The sequence below is a fragment of the Glycomyces sp. NPDC047010 genome (assembly GCF_040644205.1).
GTDB lineage: Bacteria > Actinomycetota > Actinomycetes > Mycobacteriales > Micromonosporaceae > Glycomyces.
The window spans coordinates 124,178-144,657 of sequence record NZ_JBEYVY010000002.1 but is presented as its reverse complement, the minus strand read 5'-3'; the positions used below and the strand labels follow the sequence as shown (position 1 = coordinate 144,657).

The window sequence follows — 20,480 nt, the reverse complement described above, 5'->3', positions numbered from 1 at the left end:
CCGGTCCTAGAGTCCGAGGAGGAGTTTGAGGTTCTGGAGGCTCTGGACCAGGGCCATGCCGTAGCCCATGATGATGCCGGCCCACTTGACGACGGCCGCGACGATCTGTGCGGCGATCACCGGAATGGTGACCACGAAGATCGCCTCGACCGCCCAGACGATCACGTGCGCGACCAGCTCGGCGATGAGGTCGCGGATAATCTCGCGGGTGATCTGCACGAGCGCCCCCGCGCCTTGGGTGGCGGCGGAGAGGGCCGCCGCGGTCGCGCCGAGGCCGCCGATCGCGTTCACGTTGTGGGCCATGAGCGACTGGTACGCGTCGTGGGCCTCGCCGGTCCAGTCGCCGAGGCTGCTGTCGAGCAGGCTTTGGAGGTCGGCGGCGATCTGCGAGAGCTCCCCGGACACGTTCCCCCAGGTGGCCGCATGCGAATTGACCACATCGGCTTTGCCGGTGACCTCGTCGAGCATGGAACGCAGGGGCTCGAAGTACTCCATGGCCCAGCCGAGGCCGTTCGCGAGCAGTGCGCTGACCGGGTCCATGACGGAGCCGACCACTTCGAGCGCCAGTCCGGTGCCGCCGAGTGCGTCATCGACCCAGCCGTCGCTTTCGATGGCGTCGACCAGGCCCTGGATGCTGTCGGCGAGACCCGATCCGGTCCATGCTCTGCGAGTGGATTCGACGGGGGCGACGAGAGGATTGTCGGACACGTGAGCGCCTTTCAGTTGAAGAGTTCGGCTTCGAGGTCGCTGAAAGACCCTTTGGTCTCCTCGTCTCCGGACTCGTAGGAGTCGGCGCACTCCCGAATCGCTTGAGCGGCCTTCTCCAGGTTGCTCTGGGCGCGGGTGACCATGTCGTCCTGGTCCTGGTGCCGCTGTTCGAGACAGCCGGAGATCCAGCCGCACAGGGTGCCGTAGGCCTCATCGTCCTGCTCGATGAAGGAGCTGGCGGACAGGACCGCGTCGAAGCGGTCCTTGAGCGCATCCAGCTGGGAGGCGTGTTCTCGGAGTTGTTCGGCGTCGACGGAGAAACCGGAGGCCATGGGCTCAGCCCTCCTCGCCAGTCCGCGGCATGAGCTGCGAGCGGACGCGGTCCGCGATCGCCTGCCCCGCAGCCGAGTCCGACCCGAGCGTCTCGGAGATGATCTCCGCGGAAGCCTCCGCCATCTGCGCGCGGGCGGCGGTGACCGCCGCGAGGATCGCCTGGCCGGTGTGCTCGGTGTCGATCCGCCGGGTCCGCTCGCTGAGCTGCACGTCGACCATGTTCCCGCTGGAGTCGACGGTGACCCTGACGAGCCCGTCCGGGTCGACCCCCACCGCCTTGAGCTCGCCGAACCGGGTGCTCATCTCCTGCGTGTCCGCGGCGAGCCGGTCGATGCGGCCCTTCCACGCTTCGAGGTGCTGCCGCGACGCCTCCGGGTCGGGGATGCCCATGTGCGCTCCTGCTCTTCACTTTGGGGTTGCGGCACAAGGGGTCAGGTGCCGGTGACAAGAAGAGAGCATATTCGGTCCGCGCAAGCCCCGCTTGGGAGCGATTCCAGCGGGAGTGCCTAGAATCGGCGGATGATCCCTTCGCGACCTTTCCTGACACGCTGCATGGCGACCGGTGCGGTACTGGCGGCGCTGGCCGCGGCCGGGTGCGGCGGCGGGGAGGAGCCGGAGGCCGAGGCGTCGAACGCCGCGGCCGCCGAGGCTACTTCCGGAGTCGCCGAGCCCTCGGACCGGCCGTCGCCCTCGCAGTCCGAGGACGGTTCGGCCGCAACGGAGGCGGAGGAGGACGGCTCCGCCGGGTACGAGGACTGCGGGGACGGCGAGTGCGAGGTGCCCTTCTCGGGCTCCGTTCAGTTCCCGCTCACCGGGTCGGACGGCGAGTGGACTGTGGACGCCGCCATCGAGGACGGCGGGGTCCGGATCGGCCTCACCGACCCCGACGGGCTCGGCGGGGGCGGGGGCTTCCTCGACCACCCGTCGTGCGCGCTGACGTTCCGCGCCGACGGCAGCGGTGGCCTCGCCTGTGACGAGGAGCCGTCCGCACCTGACGCCGGGGGCATCGTGGTGCAGTTGACGGCGCTCGACGGGGACGACGCGACGGTCGCGGTCGCCCTCGGCTGACGGCCCCGCCAGCCGCGTCCTACAGCCAGCCCCAGCACACGGTGAACGAGAGCTCGGGGAAGTCGGGGACCTCCTCGTAGGCCCAGCCCCAGCCGTTGCACCAGCTCTCGCCGTCGACGATCTCGTTGGTGCGGCCGGTGACGTAGGCGTTGCCGTCGCCGCAGTCGGAGACGAACGAGGCGTACGTGTAGTCGGAGTTCATCGACAGGCAGTCGTCGACCTCGGCGTATCCGATGTCGCCGCTGGCGTACATCATCTGGAGGCAGATCGTGGTGTCCAGATAGGTCGAACCGGTGGAGTAGCCGACGCCGTAGATGTAGTACGTCGAGTCGGTGCAGGCGCTGGTGCTCGACTCGCCTTGCAGCCGTTCGATGACCTTGAACGCGCCGTCCTGGCACTCGATGATGTTCCACGCGCTGCCGGAGGTCGAGGTGCCGTAGACGCACTCGCCGACCTGCGCGTGGTACGCGTCGTCGCCCGCGATCACGGTGTAACTCAGGCAGAGCACGCGGGTGGCCCCGGTGGAGGAGACCGCGAGGTCGACCATGGTGTTGCTGTCGCACGACGTCAGGTCGCTGGTGCCCTCGACGATGTCGATCGCCTCGAAGGCCCCCGCGCCGCAGGCGGCGGTCTCCAGGTCGGGGGTGGTCTCGTCGCCGTAGTTGTAGAAGCAGTCGCCGATCGCCGCGTCCGCCACCGGGTCCACAATGGCGGACTCGGTCGGGTCGGCGCCGGAGTCGTTGCTCGAATCGCCTCCACCGCCGCCCCCGCTGTCGTCGGTGGCGGTGGTGCTCGGGGTGTCGGAGTTGTCGAGGGCGACGACGATGCCGACGATGCCGAGCGCGACCACCAGCACGACCCCGAGCGCGATCCCGATCCACCCGCCGACCGGAATGCCCTGCGAGGGCACGGGCACGGGCCCGTACTGCGGCTGCGGCATCCCCGGATACCCCTGGTACGGGCTCCCGGGCGGGTAGGCCCCCGGGTCCGGCGGATAGGCGCCCTGACCGGGAGGGTAAGCGCCCTGCCCGGGCAGGTAGGGCCCCTGCGCGGGCGGGACCGGGGCGCCCGGCGGCGGGTAGCCGATGCTGTGGCTCGTCTCCGGGCTCGGGCTGTAGCCCGAGCCGTAGGCCGGGCCTGGGCCGAACCCGGGCTGCGAGGGGCCGTGCCCGGGGCCCGCGGGCGCGCCGTTCGGGCCCTGGTTTGCGGCGGGGTCGTAGGAGGAATAGGGGTCCATGAGGCGATTCTGTCAGGCTGATGCAACCGCGCGGCAAGGTCGCATGCCGGTCCGACCCATACAATTGGTCCCCTCCCGACCCCAGGAGTCCCCATGGCCGCCGCCCCGAACGACAAGCGGACCCTCCGCGAGCACGCCCGCTCGCAGGTCTCGCGCGCCCGAGAAACGCTGCGGCAGTGGGAGAACCTCGCCTCCGCACCCGCCCAGTTGCGCAGCGCCGTACGTGGGCACGTCGCGGACATCGCCCAGGAGGAGGTCTCCGGCCAGCTCGTGACGATGCGCGTCACCGAGCTGAAGAAGACCGCCAAAGGGCTGCGCCTCGCGAAGCTCGAAGAGGCGGGGATCACCACCGTCGCCGACGTGCTCGCCAACTCACGCGAGCAGCTGCTGGCGATCCCGGGGGTCGGCGCGCAGACCGTGGACGAGGTCAAGGCCGCGGCCGAGCACTTCGCCGAGCGCTCCCGCGCCGACACGAGGCCCCGCTTCGACCCGCAGCGCCGCGACCCGCGCCACACCCGCATCCTCGCGCACCTCCAGGCCGAGCAGACCGCCACCGCGGCCGTGGACGACCTGCGGGAGACCGTCCACCGCTTCCGCGAGCGCGCCATGCCGTACTTCGCCGCGGCCGACCGCGCCGGCAGCAGGCTCGCGATGCTCTTCTCCCGGCGCAAGCGCCGGGCTGAGACGCTCGCCAGGCTCGATGTCCTCACCGAGGTCAACGCCGACGCCGAGACCCAGGCGCTGCAACAGGACCTGTCCGCCGCCCTCGACCGCGTCCGCCCCGAGCGGTGGACCACCGACGAGCTCTGGCGCGACTACGAGCGCCGCGCCGCGAGCGTCAACACGCAGCTCGCGAGGCTCACCGGCTCCGACGTCGAGGACGCCGGGCGCGCCGAGGACTTCGTCGGCGCCGACCTGCGGCAGGAGATCGAGACCCTGCCGCTCGACCGCTCGCTCATGCGCACCGACCTCCGCTACTACCAGCTGTTCGGCGCGAAGTACGCGATCCACCAGCGCAAGACGATCATCGGCGACGAGATGGGCCTCGGCAAGACCATCCAGGCCCTCGCCGCCGCCGCGCACCTCGCCGCGAACGGCCAGCGGCGCGCGCTCGTCATCTGCCCGGCGAGCGTCGTTCCCAACTGGCTCAACGAGATCCGCAAGCACACGCAACTGGACGCCTTCAGCCTCCACGGCCCCGACCGCGAGGAGGAGGCCCGCAGGTGGCTGCGCCGCGGCGGGGTCGCGGTGACCACGTTCAACACCGTCGACCGGCTCGAATCCATGCCGCAGCGCTCGAAGTTCGCGCTGGTGATCGTGGACGAGGCCCACTACATCAAGAACCCGAACGCCAAGCGCAGCAACGCGGTCGGCGCCGTCATCGGCCGCTCGAAGCGGGCGCTGCTCCTGTCCGGCACGCCGATGGAGAACCGCGTCCAGGAGTTCAAGTCCCTCATCGGCCACCTCCGGCCCGACCTCGCCGAGCGCGTCGGCGAGGGCGACGACGTGGTCGGCGCGGAGGCGTTCCGGCAGGCCGTCGCCCCGGTCTACCTGCGGCGCAACCAGGAAGACGTGCTCACCGAGCTCCCCGAGAAGATCGAGGTCGAGGAGTGGGTCCAGTTCAACGCCGAGGACGAGGACGAGTACCGCGAGCAGGTCCGCCGCCGCAACCTCATGGGCATGCGCCGCGCCTCCTCCGCCATGCCCGGCTCCGCGAAGCTGGAGCGGCTCGCCGAACTCGTAGAGGACGCGGGCGAGGAGGGCCAGAAGGTCATCGTGTTCTCCTACTTCCTCGACGTGCTCAAAGCGGTCGGCGAGCGCATCGGCGACCGCGCGATCGGCCCGATCACGGGCAAAGTGGCCGCCCCGAAGCGCCAGGCCATGGTCGACGAGTTCGCGCGCCGCGAGGGCCCGGCGGTGATCCTCGCACAGATCGAGGCGGGCGGCGTCGGCCTCAACATCCAGGCCGCCTCCGTCGTCGTCCTCGCTGAGCCGCAATGGAAGCCGAGCATCGAGCAGCAGGCCGTCGCGCGTGCCCACCGCATGGGCCAGACCCGCCGCGTCCAGGTCCACCGCCTGCTCGGCAAGGACGGCGTCGACGAGCGCATCCGTGAGGTCCAGGAGCACAAGCAGATCCTCTTCGAGCACTACGCCCGCCACAGCGACGCCAAGGGCAACGGCGCCATGGCCACCGCAACCGCCGTCGCCGCACCCGAAGACGACACGATCCCCCTCGAACAACGAATCATCGAAGCCGAACGCGCCCGCCTCGGCCTCAATTAGCTCAGTGGTGCGCACTCCTACTGGTTGGCAGGAGTCGCGCTGATGCGCTCAACCGCTGCCCTGGTCAGAGCAGGTCGTCGTAGGTCTGCGGTGACTGGAAGGGGATGAGTGCCGTGATCGCCTGCCCGTCTGCAAACGGGTCGATCGCCGCGGCCTGGTCGGTGGGGATGCCGTCGGGGAAGTACCGGTCGACGTTGTCCTTGTCGCTTCCGGGTTCGATGCCCCCGACCGGAGGGATGTACTCGATCTCGCCCGGGTCGCTGACGGGGACGCAGCCGGAGTTGATGATGAGTCCCGCGTACCTGCCGACGGCGTACCACAGCGAAATGCCGTCCTTGCGCTCTGCGGCGAGGCTTCGATCGACCCGTGTTTCTCTTTGTCTCTCTTCATCATCGGTGATCTCGTACCCCTGGGACTTCCAGAACTCCCGAAGCGCCGCGACATAGTCCTCACGGAGGAGGTCGCTCTGCGAGATCTCTTCCGAGAAGTCGTAGGTGATCTCGATGTTGGTGTAGTCCGGATCGTCGACCCCGTTATGGCTGCACGGGTTCTCGCGCCATGAGCGTGAGCCGAAGCCGGGGAAGTCAGGGAGAGCCGCGATGCTCTCGGCCACGGCGGCTTCCATGGGGGCATAGGCTTCCGCCTGGGTGTACTCGCTCTCCGGGGGTTGGTTCATAGCTCCTCCATCAGGTGAGCAGGAGGCCAGCGCAACTGCGGCCAGCGCCGCGACTGCGACGTGGGAAAGGCGGTCGAGCCTGCGGCGGGCCGATTCGGGCATCTTCCTATCCTGCCTGGCCGGTGATGACATCGGACATGTCGATGCGTCCCTGCCTGTTGACTTCATCCCAATAGGTGCTGTGGTTGTGCGAGGCACTCCCGTCATCGGCGTAGCTCTCGATGACGGTCGCGCCGAACTCGTCCTTCACCGGGTCCATGCCGTGGAAGGGCGTGTACTGAATGACGTCCGCGTCGTTTCGCGTCGCGTACACGTTCTCCGCGCCGACACCGAGCGCTTCGGCGGTGTCGGCCGTGACGCCGGGTGAGGCGATGAAGAGGATGTTGTCGGCGTCGACGCCCTCGCTCGCCGCCGCCTCGCCGATGACCGTGGTCCCGTAGGAGTGCCCCGTCAACGTCAGGTTCGCGGGTTCGAGCGGGCTCTCAGTGGTGGCTCGGAGCCCTTGAGTGAAGGATTCGAGGTCTTCGGCCGCGTCCTCGGCGTAACTCCCGTGCGCGGCTTCGATGTCGGTCCAGATCCCCTCCTGGCCCGGGTACGCATTGTCGGGGGCGTCGTACCCCATCCACAGGATCGTGGCGGTCTCCTCCCCCGGGACGCCCCATCGGTAGGCATCGGCTGCCATGGTCTCCGTGCGGTTCATGAGGCCGCCGCTGGCGCCCTCCAGGCTTCCGCCCGTGCCTGGGACGTAGGCGTTGATGTTGTCGGCGGTGTCGGGGTTCCCGAGGGAGACGATCGCCTGGCCGCTGCCCTCAGATCCGAAGCCGAGCAGGTAGTACTGCTGCGTGACGGGCGGATCGGCGTTCTCATCGAGCGTGAAGGATGCAGGGTTTCCGTCATCGTCGGTGATCTGCGCCTGCAACGCGGCGAGGTCGTTCCGGTCCGTTTGCAGCGCTTCGAGCTGCCCCTGGAGCTCCGCGTAACTGAGTGTCGAGTCGCTGCTCCTGCCCGCCAGGAGATCGGCGTCCCGCTGTGCCAGTTGCGCTTCGATGGCGGCGATCTGCTGGTCGAGGCCGGTGATCTGGTCGTCGAGGACGGTGCGGTTGGCGGTGTCCCTGACGTCGGTGGGGATGCCGTCAGTGGGGCCGACCCATTCGGGGTGCTCGGCGATGAGGGCTTCCCGTTCGGCGTCGCTGAGGTGTTCCCACCATTGGTTGACCTGCTCGGGCGACATGTCCGACTCGCCGTTGAAGATCGCCTCCATCTCGGCGGCGACCTCTTCGCTCAGTGCGGTCTTGTAGTCCCCGATGAGGTCGTCGTAGGTCGCGCCGAGCTGCGGTGGGAGCTCCGGCGGGTTCTCGCGCATCGCCGAGAGGGCGGCCGCCGCGTCGTCGTCGGCGTCGTGCGCGCGGGACATGATGGCGCGCAACCAGTCCTGATACTGCCGGGCGAGATCGCCGGCGGCGTCGTAGAGCTCGTTGAGCTTGCCGAGTGCTTCGACCTGGCTCAGGAGGTCGTACCAGCCGGAGGACTTGTCCATGCCGATGCGGTCGCAGAGCCATTGCGGTGGATCGAGATGCAGGAAGATCGACCGGTGCAGATTTCCGCTCGGGTTGACCTTGTACTCGTGCTTGTCGCCTTCGATCTCGAAGTCGTGCGTCTCGATGAGCTCGATCAAGTCCGAGAGGTCGTCCTGCTCCGTCTTGAGGGCGTCGGCCGCTTCCAGGAGCGCGGTTCGTACGCGGGTCTGAGCGTAGTCGGACAGGTCGTCCTCGAACCGGCCCACGAACATGTCGATGTGCTCGCGGACCTGGGTCGCGGTGTCCGACTCGAAGTTGTCGACGCTGAGATGGCCCGAGATCACGTCGGAGCGCAGGCGCTCTGACTGCTCGACCATGCGGTCCACGTATCCGGCCCAGGCGTAGCCGCCGGACTGGATCGCCGTGCAGTCGAGATCGCGGAGATCCTTCCAGGACATGTCGCTCACGCAGGCTCCTCTACCAGTCGGGACGGGACGAGGCGTTCTCGTTGGCCCGACCGGGGTATCGGTCGTGATCCGCCAAGGAGGCGAAGTCGCCGGCGGCATAGTCGTCCACTTCTACGGCTTCCTCAGCGCAGACGGCGAGGTACTCTCCTGTGTTGCCGCACAGGCCGGTGAATCCGCTGGCCCGCTGGACCCGCCACCACTCCGCGGCCTCGGCCAGGGCCGACCCGAGGGCGGTGTCAGATTCGGTGAGCTGCTGTGCGAGATCGGCGGTGCTGTCGATGAGTGTCGTCGTCTGGGAATCGACCTCCGCTTCGACCTCGAAGAGGATCTCCACGGACTTGTGGACCTCGTCCGGATCCATGGTGAAGACGTCAGCGCCGGACATGGGTCAGCACCGGAGACGACTGGGCATTGGGCATGTGAAGTCATTCCGATCGGCCGTGGGGTTCGGTCAGTGAAAGACTACTTGCTCTCTGCGACATCGTGGGTACATGTCGCCCATTCCGGAAATGGTAATCCGGTTGCCTTGTCCTCGAACTGAAGCGAACATGCAGCGTATGGAAACACCCCGAACCCCGGACCGGCAGATCCGGGCCGTGTACGACGCCGAGACGATCACCGTCTACCAGGCGTACGACGCGCACATCGCCGGTCCCGCCCTCGCTGCGCAGACGTTCGTGCCGCCCTTCAAGCAGGGCCGCATGACGTGGATCAAACCGTCGTTCCTGTGGATGATGTACCGCTGCGGCTGGGCGGCCAAGCCGGGCCAGGCCCGCGTCCTCGCCGTCGCGATCACCCGCGACGGCTTCGCCTGGGCCCTGGCCAACTCGTGCGGCAGCACGCCCGCCCATGACGAGGCGTACGACGACTGGAAGCGCCGCCTCGCGGCGTCCCCGGTCCGTGTCCAGTGGGACCCCGAACGCGACCTCCACCTGAACCGCCTCGACCACCGCTCCATCCAGATCGGACTCTCGGGCGACGCGGTGCGCCGGTACACGGGGGAGTGGATCACGGCCATCGCCGACGTCACCCCGCTGGCACGGCGCATCGCGGGGCACCTCGACGCCGGGGAGCAGGACCGCGCCCGCGGCCTTCTCCCGGTCGAGCGTCCTTATCCGGTGGTCGTGTAGGCGACCTCCGTGTAGGCCGTGCTGCACTGCGGGGCGCAGGTCGAGGGCAGTGAGAACGAGTAGGTCCGGCCGTCGTTGGTCAGCTGGTCGTTGACGTCGGTGACGCGGATCTGGAAGTCCGTGCCTGCCTCGATCGTTGGTTCGAGGACGAACGACTGTCCCATGTCGCCGTTCATCTCGGCCGGATGCCAAGCACCGTCGGCGAAGTACTCCACTCCGTGGATGCCGTCGGCGAGCTGCGAGATCGCGACGGCGCCCCAGTACTTCTGGGCGCCTTGGAGGAAGCCGATCTTGATGTCGCCGGTGTAGTCCGGCGCGGGGATGAACGACCAGGAGACCTGGCGGTTGTTCCAGTGGTCGAGGAGGTCGCCGACCGGGGCGCCGTCCTGCTCGAAGCGGTTGATCGAGGATGTGACCAGGTCGAGGTGGAACGGGTCGTCGCGGCACCAGGCGTTCGCGTCGCCGCAGCTGTCGGCGACGATCATGTTCAGGGTGGCGCCGTTGTACTCGTCCTCGGTCCAGGACCCGTTGCGGCAGAACGGCTGGCTCTGGGCGCCGTCGTTGACGCCGGTGCAGTAGTCGCCGATGTCGACGCTCACCCAGCGGCCGCAGTTGCGCCCGTTGTCCCACAGCCCGATCTTGTCGGCCTGCTCGGGCGGGAGCGGCCGCGGGTAGAACGCGTAGTCGCCTGGGGTGTCGTAGACATTGAGCGCCACGAAGTCCTGGGTCTCCAGTTCAGACTGCGGCAGTCCGCAACCGCCGTAAGGCGATCCGAGGCCGCTGAAGTGGGTCGCGTTCCCAGTGTCGCCCTCGCCGGTCGGCGGCGGGCTGGTCTCCTCCGGCGGCGTGGACTCGGAAGGCGTGGTGCCGGTGGGGGTGTCGGTTTCCTCGGCACCGCCGCCGCAGGTAACGCCGTTGACGGTGAACGAGTCGGGAACGGCTGCGGCACCGTTCACGATGAGGCCGAACAGCTGCCGGGTCTGGCCCGCCGCCACGGTCGAATTCCATCCGGCGTCGGAGCCGGTGAACCTCGAACCGGACTGGGTCCACGTGACGTTCCAGGCGCTCTGGACCGTACCGGACAGGTCGAAGCCGATCGTCCAGCCGTCCACGCCCTCCGAGCCCGCGGTGAGCGAGACGTTCGCCTGATAGCCGCTGCCCCAGCTGCTCACGATGTCGTATTGGACGGATTCGCACGCGGCGGCGTGTGCCGGGTTCGCCGCCACGATCGCCGCCGTCGCGGCGATCAGCGCGCCGGCCGCGGTGACGACCGCGCTGAGCCGCCTCCTGCGCCGGTGCGCTCCTTGGGTCTTCATCTGATGATCTCCTCGCCTTGACAGATGAATCTAGATCTATCAATATGTAGGGACCATACTCTTGGGATCGCTCCCAGTCCAGTCTCATGACAGGAGTCCGGCATGCCGCACCTACGCCGAATCCGCCAGTTCCACAGGGCCGCAACAGCAGCGGTCCTCAGCGCGCTCGTCGTGTTCGTCGCGGCCGGCCTCTTCGTCCTCGGGATGCCGTCGACACCCGCCCTCGCGCAGGTGCAGGGCACCGGCACCGGCTTCCTCCACACCGACGGCAGCCGCATCGTCGACGAGACCGGTGCCGAAGTGCGGCTCACCGGGATCAACTGGTTCGGGATGGAGACCGACAACCACACGTTCCACGGCCTGTGGGCCAACGCCCCCGCGACCTGGAGCGGCCAGCTCGACCGCATGGCCGAGCTCGGCTTCAACACCCTGCGCATCCCCTACACCGGCGACTCGCTGCGCCCCGGCGCCCAGGCCACCAGCATCAACGACTACACCAACCCCGACCTGGTCGGCCTGCACCCCTTGGAGATCCTCGACAAGGTCATCGAGCATGCCGGGGACCTCGGTATGCGCGTCATCCTCGACCGCCACCGCCCGAGCGCCGCCGGGCAGACCGCCCTCTGGTACACCCCGCAGGTCTCCGAGCAGAGCATCATCGACGACTGGACGATGCTCGCCGAGCGCTACGCGGGCAACCCCACCGTCATCGGCGCGGACCTGTTCAACGAGCCGCACGCCGAAGGGACCCTGCCGAACGCGACCGGCTCCTGCTGGGGCTGCGGCGTCCAGGCCCGCGACTGGCGCCTGGCGGCCGAGCGCATCGGCAACGCGATCCTCGACGTCAACTCCGACTGGCTGATCCTCGTCGAAGGCGTCAGCACCGTCTCGGGCGGCCTCACCAACCAGTGGGACAACGACCCCTCCACCGACGACGAGAGCACCTGGTGGGGCGGCAATCTCAGCGCCGCGCTCCAGAACCCCGTCCGCCTCGACGTGGCAGACCGGCTCGTCTACTCCGCGCACGACTACGCCATCTCCGTCTACGACCGCCAGCCCTGGTTCGAGGACCCCGACTTCCCGAACAACCTGCCCGAGGTCTGGGACCACTTCTGGGGCGACCTCCACAAGCAGGACGTGGCACCGGTCCTGGTGGGCGAGTTCGGAAGCACCCTCGCCAACCCGCTCGACACGCAGTGGCTCAACGCGCTCATGGACTACATGACCGACAACGGCATGTCCTTCACCTTCTGGGCCTGGAACCCGAACTCCGGCGACACCGGCGGCCTCGTCGACAACGACTGGTGGACCGTCAACCAGACCAAGTACGACATCCTCGAACCCCACCTCAACCCGCCCGTCCCCGACGGCAACGGCTCCGGCGAGACCTCCTCCCCGCCGCCCGCCTCGACCGGCGCCTGCACCGCCACCTACGCCATCACCGGCGGCTGGCCCGGCAACTTCCAAGCCAACGTCACCGTCAAGAACACCGGCACGACCACCCTCAACGGCTGGACCGTCAAGTGGACCTACGCCGGCGACGAGCACGTCTACAACTCCTGGAGCACCCAACTCACCCAATCAGGAAAGAACGTCACCGCCACGGCCCCCGCCTCCAACGCCACCCTGGCAGCAGGCCAATCCACAACCTTCGGCCTCCAAGGCACCTACACGGGAACGGCCGGAACCCCGCAACTCACCTGCACGGCTTAACCGGAGGCAATCGCGACCGGTTCCCCGACCTCCATGCCCTGAACGGTGTGGACATCGGGGAACCGGTCGCCGTCCATGTCCTGGCTTCTGGATGCCCGCACTAGCGGTGTCACCCTGCACCAGGCAGTGGCGCGTATCGGTCAGACAACTTGGCCCAGCCAAATCCGCTGCCCCACTTGAGCCAGTTCTGACTTGCGATCTTGACAGTCAGGCATCGCCCGGCCGAGCAGTCTCCAAAACGCGGGCCCGTGGTGAGGTTCTCGAAGATGTGCCAATTCATGGACGAGCACATATTCGACCAGCAACGGGCGGAGCTGCATGGTGGCCCAGTGGATGCGGACCCTTCCGGCCGCTGTGGCCGCGCCCCAACGGTGGCCTACATCAGTCACTTCAACTTGACCGACGGGTTCGACTTCAAGCCGCTTTGCCCATAGGCCGGTGTGGGACCGCAGCCAGGACTCGCCGCATTTGCGGTACCACGCGATGATTGCCTCGGGGGCCTCTGCGCGGAGGTTTCGCGGCAACGTCAATCGGCCGTGATCGAGAAGGACCTCACTCCGGTCGGTTTCAATGATGCGGAGCTGATGATTCCGCCCCAGATACAGGAAGCCTTCACCATTGACGATCTGTTTGACGGGCGGGTCGTATGGCAGCGCCTCCTTTTCGGCGAGTTTGCGGTAGATCCACTCTCTCTTGGCATCGACGAACAACCTGAGCTCTTCCGGTCGAACATCGGCCGCGGCTACCAGCTGGAGACTGCCGTCACGTTCGATTGTCAGCTTGGCTGCTCGCGGTCTACCGCCGATCTGAACCGGGATGCTCATCCCATCGACTTCGAGCGTGCTGATCGTCATCGTTCTCCCTGACGTGTCCGGCGATCAAATGTTGGTTGTGGCGAACCAAGTCCAGGAGCCTGTCCGCCACAACCGGAGCGTCGTCGAAGGGGAAGAGGTCGAGGTCGTCGAGGGTGTTGCTAAGTTTCTTGCGGAGGGTGTCCTGTTGAGCCGTGTTGCTCCAGAACAGGACCACACTGGCATGCCGCGTGACCAGGTGCACCACGTCGATCGCCACGTTGACAATCGAATCGCGGGGTTGCTCAGGCATTTCCGCGGTGGTTGCCAGTTCAGCTTCGAGGACGCTGTAGATCAGCGAGACCATCCGATCAGGGTGGACCTGGCCAGTGCCGCCCTCATCACGGGCTTCGTCGGTTAGGTCGAACAGGGCGTCAGCCCGCGACTGGCCTTCGAGCCGGTGAAGGATGTCGTCCAGCCGCTCTGAAAGCCGCTTGTAACGGACGGGATCGGAGTTGAAATTGGTCCGGATGTGGAACCGCAGGGCATGCTCCATCTCGGAGGCCTTGGCCTTGTCCGAACCCAACTTGCGCACCTTGTCGAGAAACTCGGGGTCGGTGATCGACACCGGTGGGATCTCCGAGGTGATGTCCAACGCGGTGACGTGATCGTCGATCAGTCGACGGACCTTCGCACCGTACAGGGACGGGTCGAAGCCGCCCAGACCGTCGACCCGGTAGCGGCGGCGCGCGAGCGTTGAGATCGCACCGAAGCTCTTGGCGTCGTCGACGAACGGAAGTGCACCGGGATCGGGAAGGACCGTCTCCAGTGTGAGTGTGAACTGCTTGAGCAGTACGTTGAACTGTACTCGCAATGCCTCGTCGGCCAGCGCCTGGACGCAGAACTCGCGATCCACGGCGCTGTCGAAGGAGGCGATGCCGGACTGCTTGAACAACGCTGCCACTCGGGCATGACGGTCACGCAGCTTCGGCAGCTCGTCCTTTATGGATGTCAACGCCTCGATGGTGTCCTCGGAGTCCTCTGGGGCATACGCGGCGAGTGCTTTCCGCAGGTTTGACCCGACGCCGTAGTAGTCAACGATGAGTCCATGCGCCTTGCCTTTGGCGGTCCGGTTGACGCGAGCGATCGCCTGGAGCAGATCGGCGTCCTTCAGTCTCCGGTCGAGATAGAGGACTTGCTCCACCGGAGCGTCGAAGCCGGTAAGCAGCATCGCGTTGACGATCAGGAACGCCACAGGCGAAGACGTCTCTCCGGGAAGCCCGAGCGGCTTCTTGAACTCCTTGATGGCCTTCTTCTGTCGGCCCTTCGCCGTCCAATGCTTCCAGTCGCGCTTGTCGTTGTGCTTGCTGGAGATGACGGGCGCGAATTCGAGGGCCTTGATCAGTTCAAGGCGTTCGTGAGATCGGACGAGGGTCTGGTGGCGGCGGTCGAGCTCGTCGATCCGAATCTTTCTGGCTTCGATGTCGGCCAGCAACCGCGGATCCAACCCCTCGATCTCGGCAACTAGTTCATCACGTGCGGCCATGAGCGCATCACGGTAGCGAACGACCGCGAGACGACTGCATGCCGCCACCTGCGCCTTGAACCCACCCGGCATCACGGTCTCGACGTAATGCCAGAACATCGACTTGGCCTTGGCCGCGATGAGCAGCGGCGACTCGAGAACCGCGCCGGTGGTTCCGTAGCGCTGCTGGAGCTGTTTCTTCTCCTCCGCAGTGTGTTCGGCGAACATGTCTTCGAACAGCGCGTCCATGTCGCTGCCGCCGACTACGGCGCCCTTGGCCGTCCGGGACTCGTAGAGGATGGGGACCACGGCTTCGTCGGCCTCGGCCTGCCGGATCGTGTACTTGTCGAAGACAGGACCGAAAGCCTTCGAGGTCAAGCGCTTCTGATCGAGAATGATCGGTGTGCCGGTGAATCCGATCTTCGCTGCATTGGGCAATGCCTCCGCCATATGGGCGTGGAGGGCCGACGTATGCGAGCGGTGGGCCTCGTCGACGAGGATGACGATCGCTTCGTCGCGGTTCAGTTCGCCGATACTGACGTTTCTGGTCTTCTGCTTGCGCTGCGGCTGCTCGTCAAGGGTCTCCATATCGTCGAGGTCCCCAGGATTGGGTCCTTCCTGGAACTTCTGGATGAGCGCGAACACCATGCCAGGTCCGTCGACAGGCAGCAGTCGCTTCAGTTCTTTAGTGCTGGTAGCTGTTTCAAGCGTGTCACCTGTGTGCAAGGCGGTCTCGGAGAGCTGGCCTTCGAGGTCGTCGCGGTCGGTGATCACCACGACTTTGAATGCGCGCAGAACCAGGTCGGATCGCATGGCCCGCACCAGGAACACCATGGTCAGGCTTTTGCCCGAGCCCTGTGTGTGCCAGATGATGCCGCCGCGCCGGTCTCGTTCGCCGTCGAGGGCCTTGGTCTTGCCGCGCTTCAGCCGGTCCATTGTCCGGTAGACGGCACGGTACTGCTGGTAGCGCGCGATCACCTTGAACCGGTGTCCTTCGTCTTCCATCACGAGGGTGAAGTGTCGGACAAGGTCAAGCAGGTTTGCAGGGGTCATCATGCCGGCGACGAGGAGCTCCTGGCCGGTCAGATCGGCAGTGGACTTGCCGAGCTCCTCGGCGAGCTTGTCGACGGAGAGTGGCGCGGGGTCTTTCCAGGGCTTGAAGTGCTCGGGGCCGGCAGTGAAAGTCGCGACCCGAGCTTCGTCACCGAAGGTGGAGACGACGAACTGATTAGTCCAGAAGAGCCGTTCATTCCCTTCCGTGAGCTGGGATTCGCGCTGGTTGGCGTAGCGGCGAAGCTGGTCGATGCCTTCGGCCATCGGCTCCGGGATGCGCGGGCTCTTGCATTCGATGACGACGAGTGGGATGCCATTGACGAACAGAACGGCGTCGGGGACGATGCGCGGGTCGGAGGTGCCGCGAGGGGAATCGACACGGAACTGGTTGACGACCAGGAAGTCATTGTTTGCTGGATTGTCGAAGTCGATGAACCGGATGCGCTGGCTACGATCGTGGTTCCAACCGGGGAGGCCGGACACGGTTACGCCGCTGAGGATCAGTTCGGTCATGGCGTCGTTGATCTCGAGAAGCGCACCGCGCCTGGGCCGCTGCAACGCGGAGACAGCTTCAGAGATCCGCGCCTCATCGAGCCAGGGCTCACCATCGGGACCGAGGTTTATCCGCTGCAGAGCGGCGCGAAGGCGCGGCTCGATTAGTACCTCAGAATATGAGGCTCGTTCTGTGATACCAGGATCACGAGTTGATCCCTCAATATGTTGCCAGCCCAAGGCGATCAGCTGGTCGAGGAGGGGGTGCTCGACTTCGATGTACTCAGCTCCGGAGGTCATACAGAAGTTTCTACCGGAACCCGAACCCGCCCACTCAACAGGTCCTCCATGAGTCCTTCCTTCAAAGCGTGCAACTTCTCCAGTCCTTCAACTTCGCTGTCCATGCGACGCTGGTACTGATCAATAATCGAGGCAATGCTCAGCTGTTCTGTATACGGTGGAACTGCGATGAGCATGTTCTTGAGCTGGCGTGAATTAATTGTATTCAGGCCTGAACTGCTAGTGCAGGTCGCCCTCCAATAATCCATCGCGTATTGCGAATTGAGCCATGCTTCTGCAAACACGGCGTTCATAGTCCGGGGCCGTAGCCGAAAGAGGTGGTTCTGATACAACAGGCCGGCGGCCTCGTCTCCCACCCTGGCGCAACGGCCGATTTGATTAATGTCAGCATGTCCTTCAACGATCAGCAGATCATCTTGAGCAAGACGGTACCCCTGGCGCTCAGAAGGAGAGGCCTGCAAGCGTGCAACTTCAGCCATTCTGATCGCGCCGCGTTGCACATTCGCGACCCGAAGATACCCTGAGGCATCGTCTTTCGGAAGCCGATGCGGCCCAAGAGTGATTCCTGATTTAATCTCAAATTGCTCGTCAACAGAAGACAAAATCCAGTCCTTCCCGAGAAGGTCATTAATCATCCCTTTTCGAGTGAACTTGAGTTTGGCTACGATTTGCTCGACCGCATGGATCTGAGCTTCCAAGGTTTCGAGGATTTCTGCGATTCGGTTTTGCTCACTGGGCGAGGGCAATGAAATCGGCATTGCAAGCAGTCGGGACTTCGCGAGATTCTTCATACTGCCGCTTGTGCCGGTGGCGTTGCGTTTTATGTATTGTCTGGCGTGCCAACCTTGCAATATGTATGCAAGCCACTTCATGTTGATCCGCGAGGAGTCGTTTGCCTTGACTTGCCAGAGTCGATCCGGAAGGAAGAGCTCGGGCCAGTCTTCAGCGACAAAACATGATTCGCCGACAAGATCAGGAGTATTCATTCGGCTGATCAGAATCGATCCGCCGCGCACAGGCTCTGATGCGTGAATTTTTTCAGATGGATTGACTGCCTTGTTTTCATTCGCATGAAACTTTCCGCCGCTCACCGCACTGGTCTTCAGTACGCCAATTTCGCCGGATCCGTGAGGTCTGTCTTCTGAATTGACGCTTGTTCCAGCATCGAGAGAATCGACGCACTCGCTCAAGAATGTTTGACACCAGTCTTGGGAACGGTCGTTACTCATATCCAAGATCCTTAAGAAAGAGGTTTAGGGCCGCCGAAAGCGAATCGCGCTCAGCATTCAGGTCCGAGAGGGTGCTCTTATACTTGTTCCACCAAGTTTCGAAGGCGCTCGTCATCGATCCCCTGTGGCGAGAAAGTCGACTCTCTGCTTGCCCGACAAGGCTTGTTAGGAACAAGCCTAGTACCAACTCTCTCGCCTCTTCGTCCGAGAGTGCGGCGCGCGTAGTTTCGAGTTGCAGGCCGAACATCGCTTTTTCGCCTCGGAGGCGGCTTCGGACTATCGTTCGTTCTGCTCTTAGTTTCTTCAGGGCTGCCGGGGTAAATATGCGATCCTGTTCGAGTCCATCATATTCGTCGACCGGAAAAACGGCGCCCTTGATCTGGGCATCGATTTCGACTAGCCTGGCCTCCAGACTGGCGAGGGTTGCAAGATACTCGGGCAACAAGGCCTTGGAGATCTTGTGATCGAGAGGGTTTTCGCTGTAGTCACCTGTTTCGAGAGCATCGAGCACTGTTCCGACCCAGGATCCGAGTAGACCTTGATATCCGATGGCCGCCAGCCCTTTGAGATCCATTTCGTTCTCACCCCACCAAGCTGCGATGATGCCAACCACTGCGAAGCGATCGAGCATCTGGATGGGCCGCAATGCATCCGAGAAGGTATCGATGAAACTCTTACGAAGTTCTGCGAGGTCGCCAGCGGTTTTCAGCTTGTCCAAGCGATTGCGCTCTTGCTGCCACCATCCATCGATGGCTGCGTCTACCTCGGCCTCAGTAGCGATCACTCCACTGTCGCCCTCGATAAGTACCTTGATCTGCCGTTTCGATTCGATGTTCCGAGCGAAGTCCATATAGTCGGTGTTCTTCTCCACCAACAGGTTTGAGACATCAAGGCCGTGGTTACGAAACAGGCTGCCTTTCGCCTCGATCTCGGACTTCGGAATACCGCCGTGCAGGTGGGCTCGCACATCCTGCGGTTCAGGCTCGGGCGTGGTGTCGACATAGCGGCGGATATTGAGGTTGTCGTCGTTCTCGGCGAGTTCGGCCCGGGTGACGATCCTCGCGAACTTCGGGATGTCCTTGTACTCCCGGTAAGCCGACACGACCTTCTCAATGTGCTCGGGCTCAAGGTAGTTCTGCGCTCGGCCTTCCCGGAACTCACGGTCGGCGTTGATGAACAGTACTTTGCCCTTCCTCCGCTCATCAGGCTTTGAGTGGGCCGGTCGCAGAACCAGAATGCAGGCAGGAATGCCGGTGCCATAGAACAGTTGCGGCCCAAGACCGATGACGGCTTCGATGACGTCATCATCGAGGAACCCGGTTCGGATGTCGCCCTCGTCGCCGCCTCGGAACAGCACACCATGCGGCATTACGGTGGTCACCAGCCCGCCAGGCTTGGTCACTGCCAACATGTGCTGGACGAACATCAGGTCGGCTTTCTTGCCCTTCTCCGGCGTGTACCCGTAGGGGAACCGCTCCGAGGCGAATGTCAATGCGCTCATGTCGTAGTTCATGGAGAACGGGGGGTTGGTGATGACCCTGTCGAAACGCTGAAGCTCTCCGCCGCTGACGTGCTTGGGCTTTTCAAGCGTGTCCTCGTTGTACAGCAGGCTGTCAGTGATGCCATGGAGCAGCATGTTCATTTTGGCGATCGCCCACACGCTGCCGTCGCGCTCCTGGCCGGCAACGGTGAGCTTGTTCGGGTCCCTGCCGGTTGTCTCCAGGTACTCCTTCGACATGATGAGCATCCCGCCCGAGCCGCAGCATGGGTCGTACACGCTCGTCCGTTCGCCAGGGTCGCTTATCTGGACCATGAGCCTAACGATGTCGCGCGGCGTGTAGAATTCGCCGCCCTTCTTTCCGGCTGAGTCGGCGAAGTCCTTGATGAGGTACTCGTAGGCCGCGCCTAGCAGGTCCGGGAACTCGAACGTGTCACGGCGAAGGCTGACTTTGTTGAAGTGGGCGATAAGGTCACGCAGCCGCTTGTCGGACATGGTCGTCTGGCCGACCTTGCGGTTGAAGTCGATGTGTTCGAGGACCCCTTCGAGCACGGCGTAGTTCGCCGTCTGGAGTGCCTGCAGCGCCGTGTTGAGGTGGTTCCCGACATCCTTGTGCACATTCTTCAGCTGTCCCCACCGGGCAGCTTCGCGAACGTAGAGGAGCTCGTACCAGTTAGGATTGTTGGCCCGTTTCTCGGCTTCTTCCTGGCTCCGGCCCTTGGCGAGCTGCTTGCTGATGATGTCGGCGCGCTCGACGTCGAACTGGTCCGATGCGTACTTGAGGAACAGCATTCCGAAGATGTATTCCTTATACGCCGCCGCGTCCATCGACCCCCGCAAGATGTCAGCGGCGGTGAAGAGGTGGCGCTCCAGCTTCCGCAGCGTCAAACGCCCCCGGATGACCAGTTTCGATTCCGGCTCGGATTCGTGCTGGTCTTCGCCGATTGGGAACGCCTGGGCGGGGCTGCGGTTCGCAGCGAGCGCCTCGACAGCGGCAGGTCCCCAGGCCGGCTCGCCGTTCTTCTCACCGTCGGGTTCGGGGAGGTCCTTGCTCTCACGGAAGGCGTCGACGGCGCTGGGCATGATCTGCAGCTTCTCAGCGATCTCGGCACGAGTCAGGAACTCGAGCGCTTCCTCCGACATG

General features: G+C 64.9%; 16 protein-coding genes. 4 read left to right on the top strand and 12 right to left on the bottom strand.

The window, feature by feature from the left end; genetic code table 11:
* Positions 1–6 precede the first annotated feature (6 nt).
* The 3 genes from AB0A65_RS04165 to AB0A65_RS04155 are packed head-to-tail and all read right to left on the bottom strand — an operon-like array spanning position 7 to position 1,431.
* The gene (locus AB0A65_RS04165) at positions 7–708 is read right to left on the bottom strand and encodes a WXG100 family type VII secretion target (protein ID WP_359945967.1); all 702 of its coding nucleotides are present in this window, start codon (positions 706–708) and stop codon (positions 7–9) included.
* A gap of 11 nt (positions 709–719) precedes the next feature.
* Positions 720–1,040, bottom strand: a complete 321-nt coding sequence (locus tag AB0A65_RS04160; protein ID WP_359945965.1) for a type VII secretion target — start codon at positions 1,038–1,040, stop codon at positions 720–722.
* Positions 1,041–1,044: 4 nt separating this feature from the next.
* A complete protein-coding gene (locus AB0A65_RS04155) occupies positions 1,045–1,431 on the bottom strand; it encodes a YbaB/EbfC family nucleoid-associated protein (protein ID WP_359945962.1) in 387 nt (128 codons plus the stop codon).
* A 162-nt stretch (positions 1,432–1,593) separates the two neighbouring features.
* On the opposite strand from AB0A65_RS04155, the gene AB0A65_RS04150 reads away from it, so the two are divergent.
* A complete protein-coding gene (locus AB0A65_RS04150) occupies positions 1,594–2,109 on the top strand; it encodes a hypothetical protein (RefSeq protein WP_359945959.1) in 516 nt (171 codons plus the stop codon).
* A 19-nt stretch (positions 2,110–2,128) separates the two neighbouring features.
* Here AB0A65_RS04150 and AB0A65_RS04145 read toward each other — a convergent pair whose 3' ends face one another.
* A complete protein-coding gene (locus tag AB0A65_RS04145) occupies positions 2,129–3,346 on the bottom strand; it encodes a hypothetical protein (protein WP_359945956.1) in 1,218 nt (405 codons plus the stop codon).
* A 93-nt stretch (positions 3,347–3,439) separates the two neighbouring features.
* Between AB0A65_RS04145 and AB0A65_RS04140 the strand changes: the two genes are divergently transcribed.
* Entirely contained in the window at positions 3,440–5,629 is a 2,190-nt protein-coding gene (locus tag AB0A65_RS04140) for an SNF2-related protein (RefSeq protein ID WP_359945953.1), read from the top strand.
* A gap of 64 nt (positions 5,630–5,693) precedes the next feature.
* On the opposite strand, the gene AB0A65_RS04135 is transcribed toward AB0A65_RS04140, so the two are convergent.
* From AB0A65_RS04135 to AB0A65_RS04125, 3 genes are all read right to left on the bottom strand, one after another.
* A complete protein-coding gene (locus AB0A65_RS04135; RefSeq protein ID WP_359945950.1) occupies positions 5,694–6,305 on the bottom strand; it encodes a hypothetical protein in 612 nt (203 codons plus the stop codon).
* Positions 6,306–6,411: 106 nt separating this feature from the next.
* Positions 6,412–8,280, bottom strand: coding sequence for an alpha/beta hydrolase (locus AB0A65_RS04130; RefSeq protein ID WP_359947165.1), 1,869 nt, complete (start codon positions 8,278–8,280; stop codon positions 6,412–6,414).
* 19 nt (positions 8,281–8,299) lie between these two features.
* Positions 8,300–8,674, bottom strand: a complete 375-nt coding sequence (locus tag AB0A65_RS04125; RefSeq protein WP_359945947.1) for a hypothetical protein — start codon at positions 8,672–8,674, stop codon at positions 8,300–8,302.
* Between the two features lie 172 nt (positions 8,675–8,846).
* On the opposite strand from AB0A65_RS04125, the gene AB0A65_RS04120 reads away from it, so the two are divergent.
* The gene (locus AB0A65_RS04120; protein WP_359945946.1) at positions 8,847–9,419 is read left to right on the top strand and encodes a DUF4291 domain-containing protein; all 573 of its coding nucleotides are present in this window, start codon (positions 8,847–8,849) and stop codon (positions 9,417–9,419) included.
* Here the strand turns inward: AB0A65_RS04120 and AB0A65_RS04115 are convergent.
* Positions 9,401–10,735: a cellulose binding domain-containing protein gene (locus tag AB0A65_RS04115; RefSeq protein ID WP_359945944.1), complete on the bottom strand. Its 1,335-nt coding sequence runs from the start codon at positions 10,733–10,735 to the stop codon at positions 9,401–9,403. The two genes, AB0A65_RS04120 and AB0A65_RS04115, sit on opposite strands and share 19 nt — an antisense overlap.
* Positions 10,736–10,837: 102 nt before the next feature.
* Here AB0A65_RS04115 and AB0A65_RS04110 point away from each other — a divergent pair, with 102 nt between their 5' ends.
* The gene (locus AB0A65_RS04110) at positions 10,838–12,448 is read left to right on the top strand and encodes a cellulase family glycosylhydrolase (RefSeq protein ID WP_359945941.1); all 1,611 of its coding nucleotides are present in this window, start codon (positions 10,838–10,840) and stop codon (positions 12,446–12,448) included.
* A 140-nt stretch (positions 12,449–12,588) separates the two neighbouring features.
* On the opposite strand, the gene AB0A65_RS04105 is transcribed toward AB0A65_RS04110, so the two are convergent.
* Genes AB0A65_RS04105 through AB0A65_RS04090 form a run of 4 tightly spaced genes read right to left on the bottom strand, consistent with a single transcriptional unit; the run spans position 12,589 to position 20,479 of the window.
* The gene (locus AB0A65_RS04105) at positions 12,589–13,302 is read right to left on the bottom strand and encodes a SprT family zinc-dependent metalloprotease (protein WP_359945938.1); all 714 of its coding nucleotides are present in this window, start codon (positions 13,300–13,302) and stop codon (positions 12,589–12,591) included.
* Positions 13,244–16,609: an HsdR family type I site-specific deoxyribonuclease gene (locus tag AB0A65_RS04100; protein WP_359945935.1), complete on the bottom strand. Its 3,366-nt coding sequence runs from the start codon at positions 16,607–16,609 to the stop codon at positions 13,244–13,246. The genes AB0A65_RS04105 and AB0A65_RS04100 overlap by 59 nt, the downstream gene beginning before the upstream one ends.
* Positions 16,606–17,838: a restriction endonuclease subunit S gene (locus tag AB0A65_RS04095; RefSeq protein WP_359945932.1), complete on the bottom strand. Its 1,233-nt coding sequence runs from the start codon at positions 17,836–17,838 to the stop codon at positions 16,606–16,608. The genes AB0A65_RS04100 and AB0A65_RS04095 overlap by 4 nt, the downstream gene beginning before the upstream one ends.
* A complete protein-coding gene (locus AB0A65_RS04090; protein WP_359945929.1) occupies positions 17,831–20,479 on the bottom strand; it encodes a class I SAM-dependent DNA methyltransferase in 2,649 nt (882 codons plus the stop codon). Before AB0A65_RS04090 ends, AB0A65_RS04095 begins: the two co-directional genes overlap by 8 nt.
* Position 20,480 lies beyond the last annotated feature (1 nt).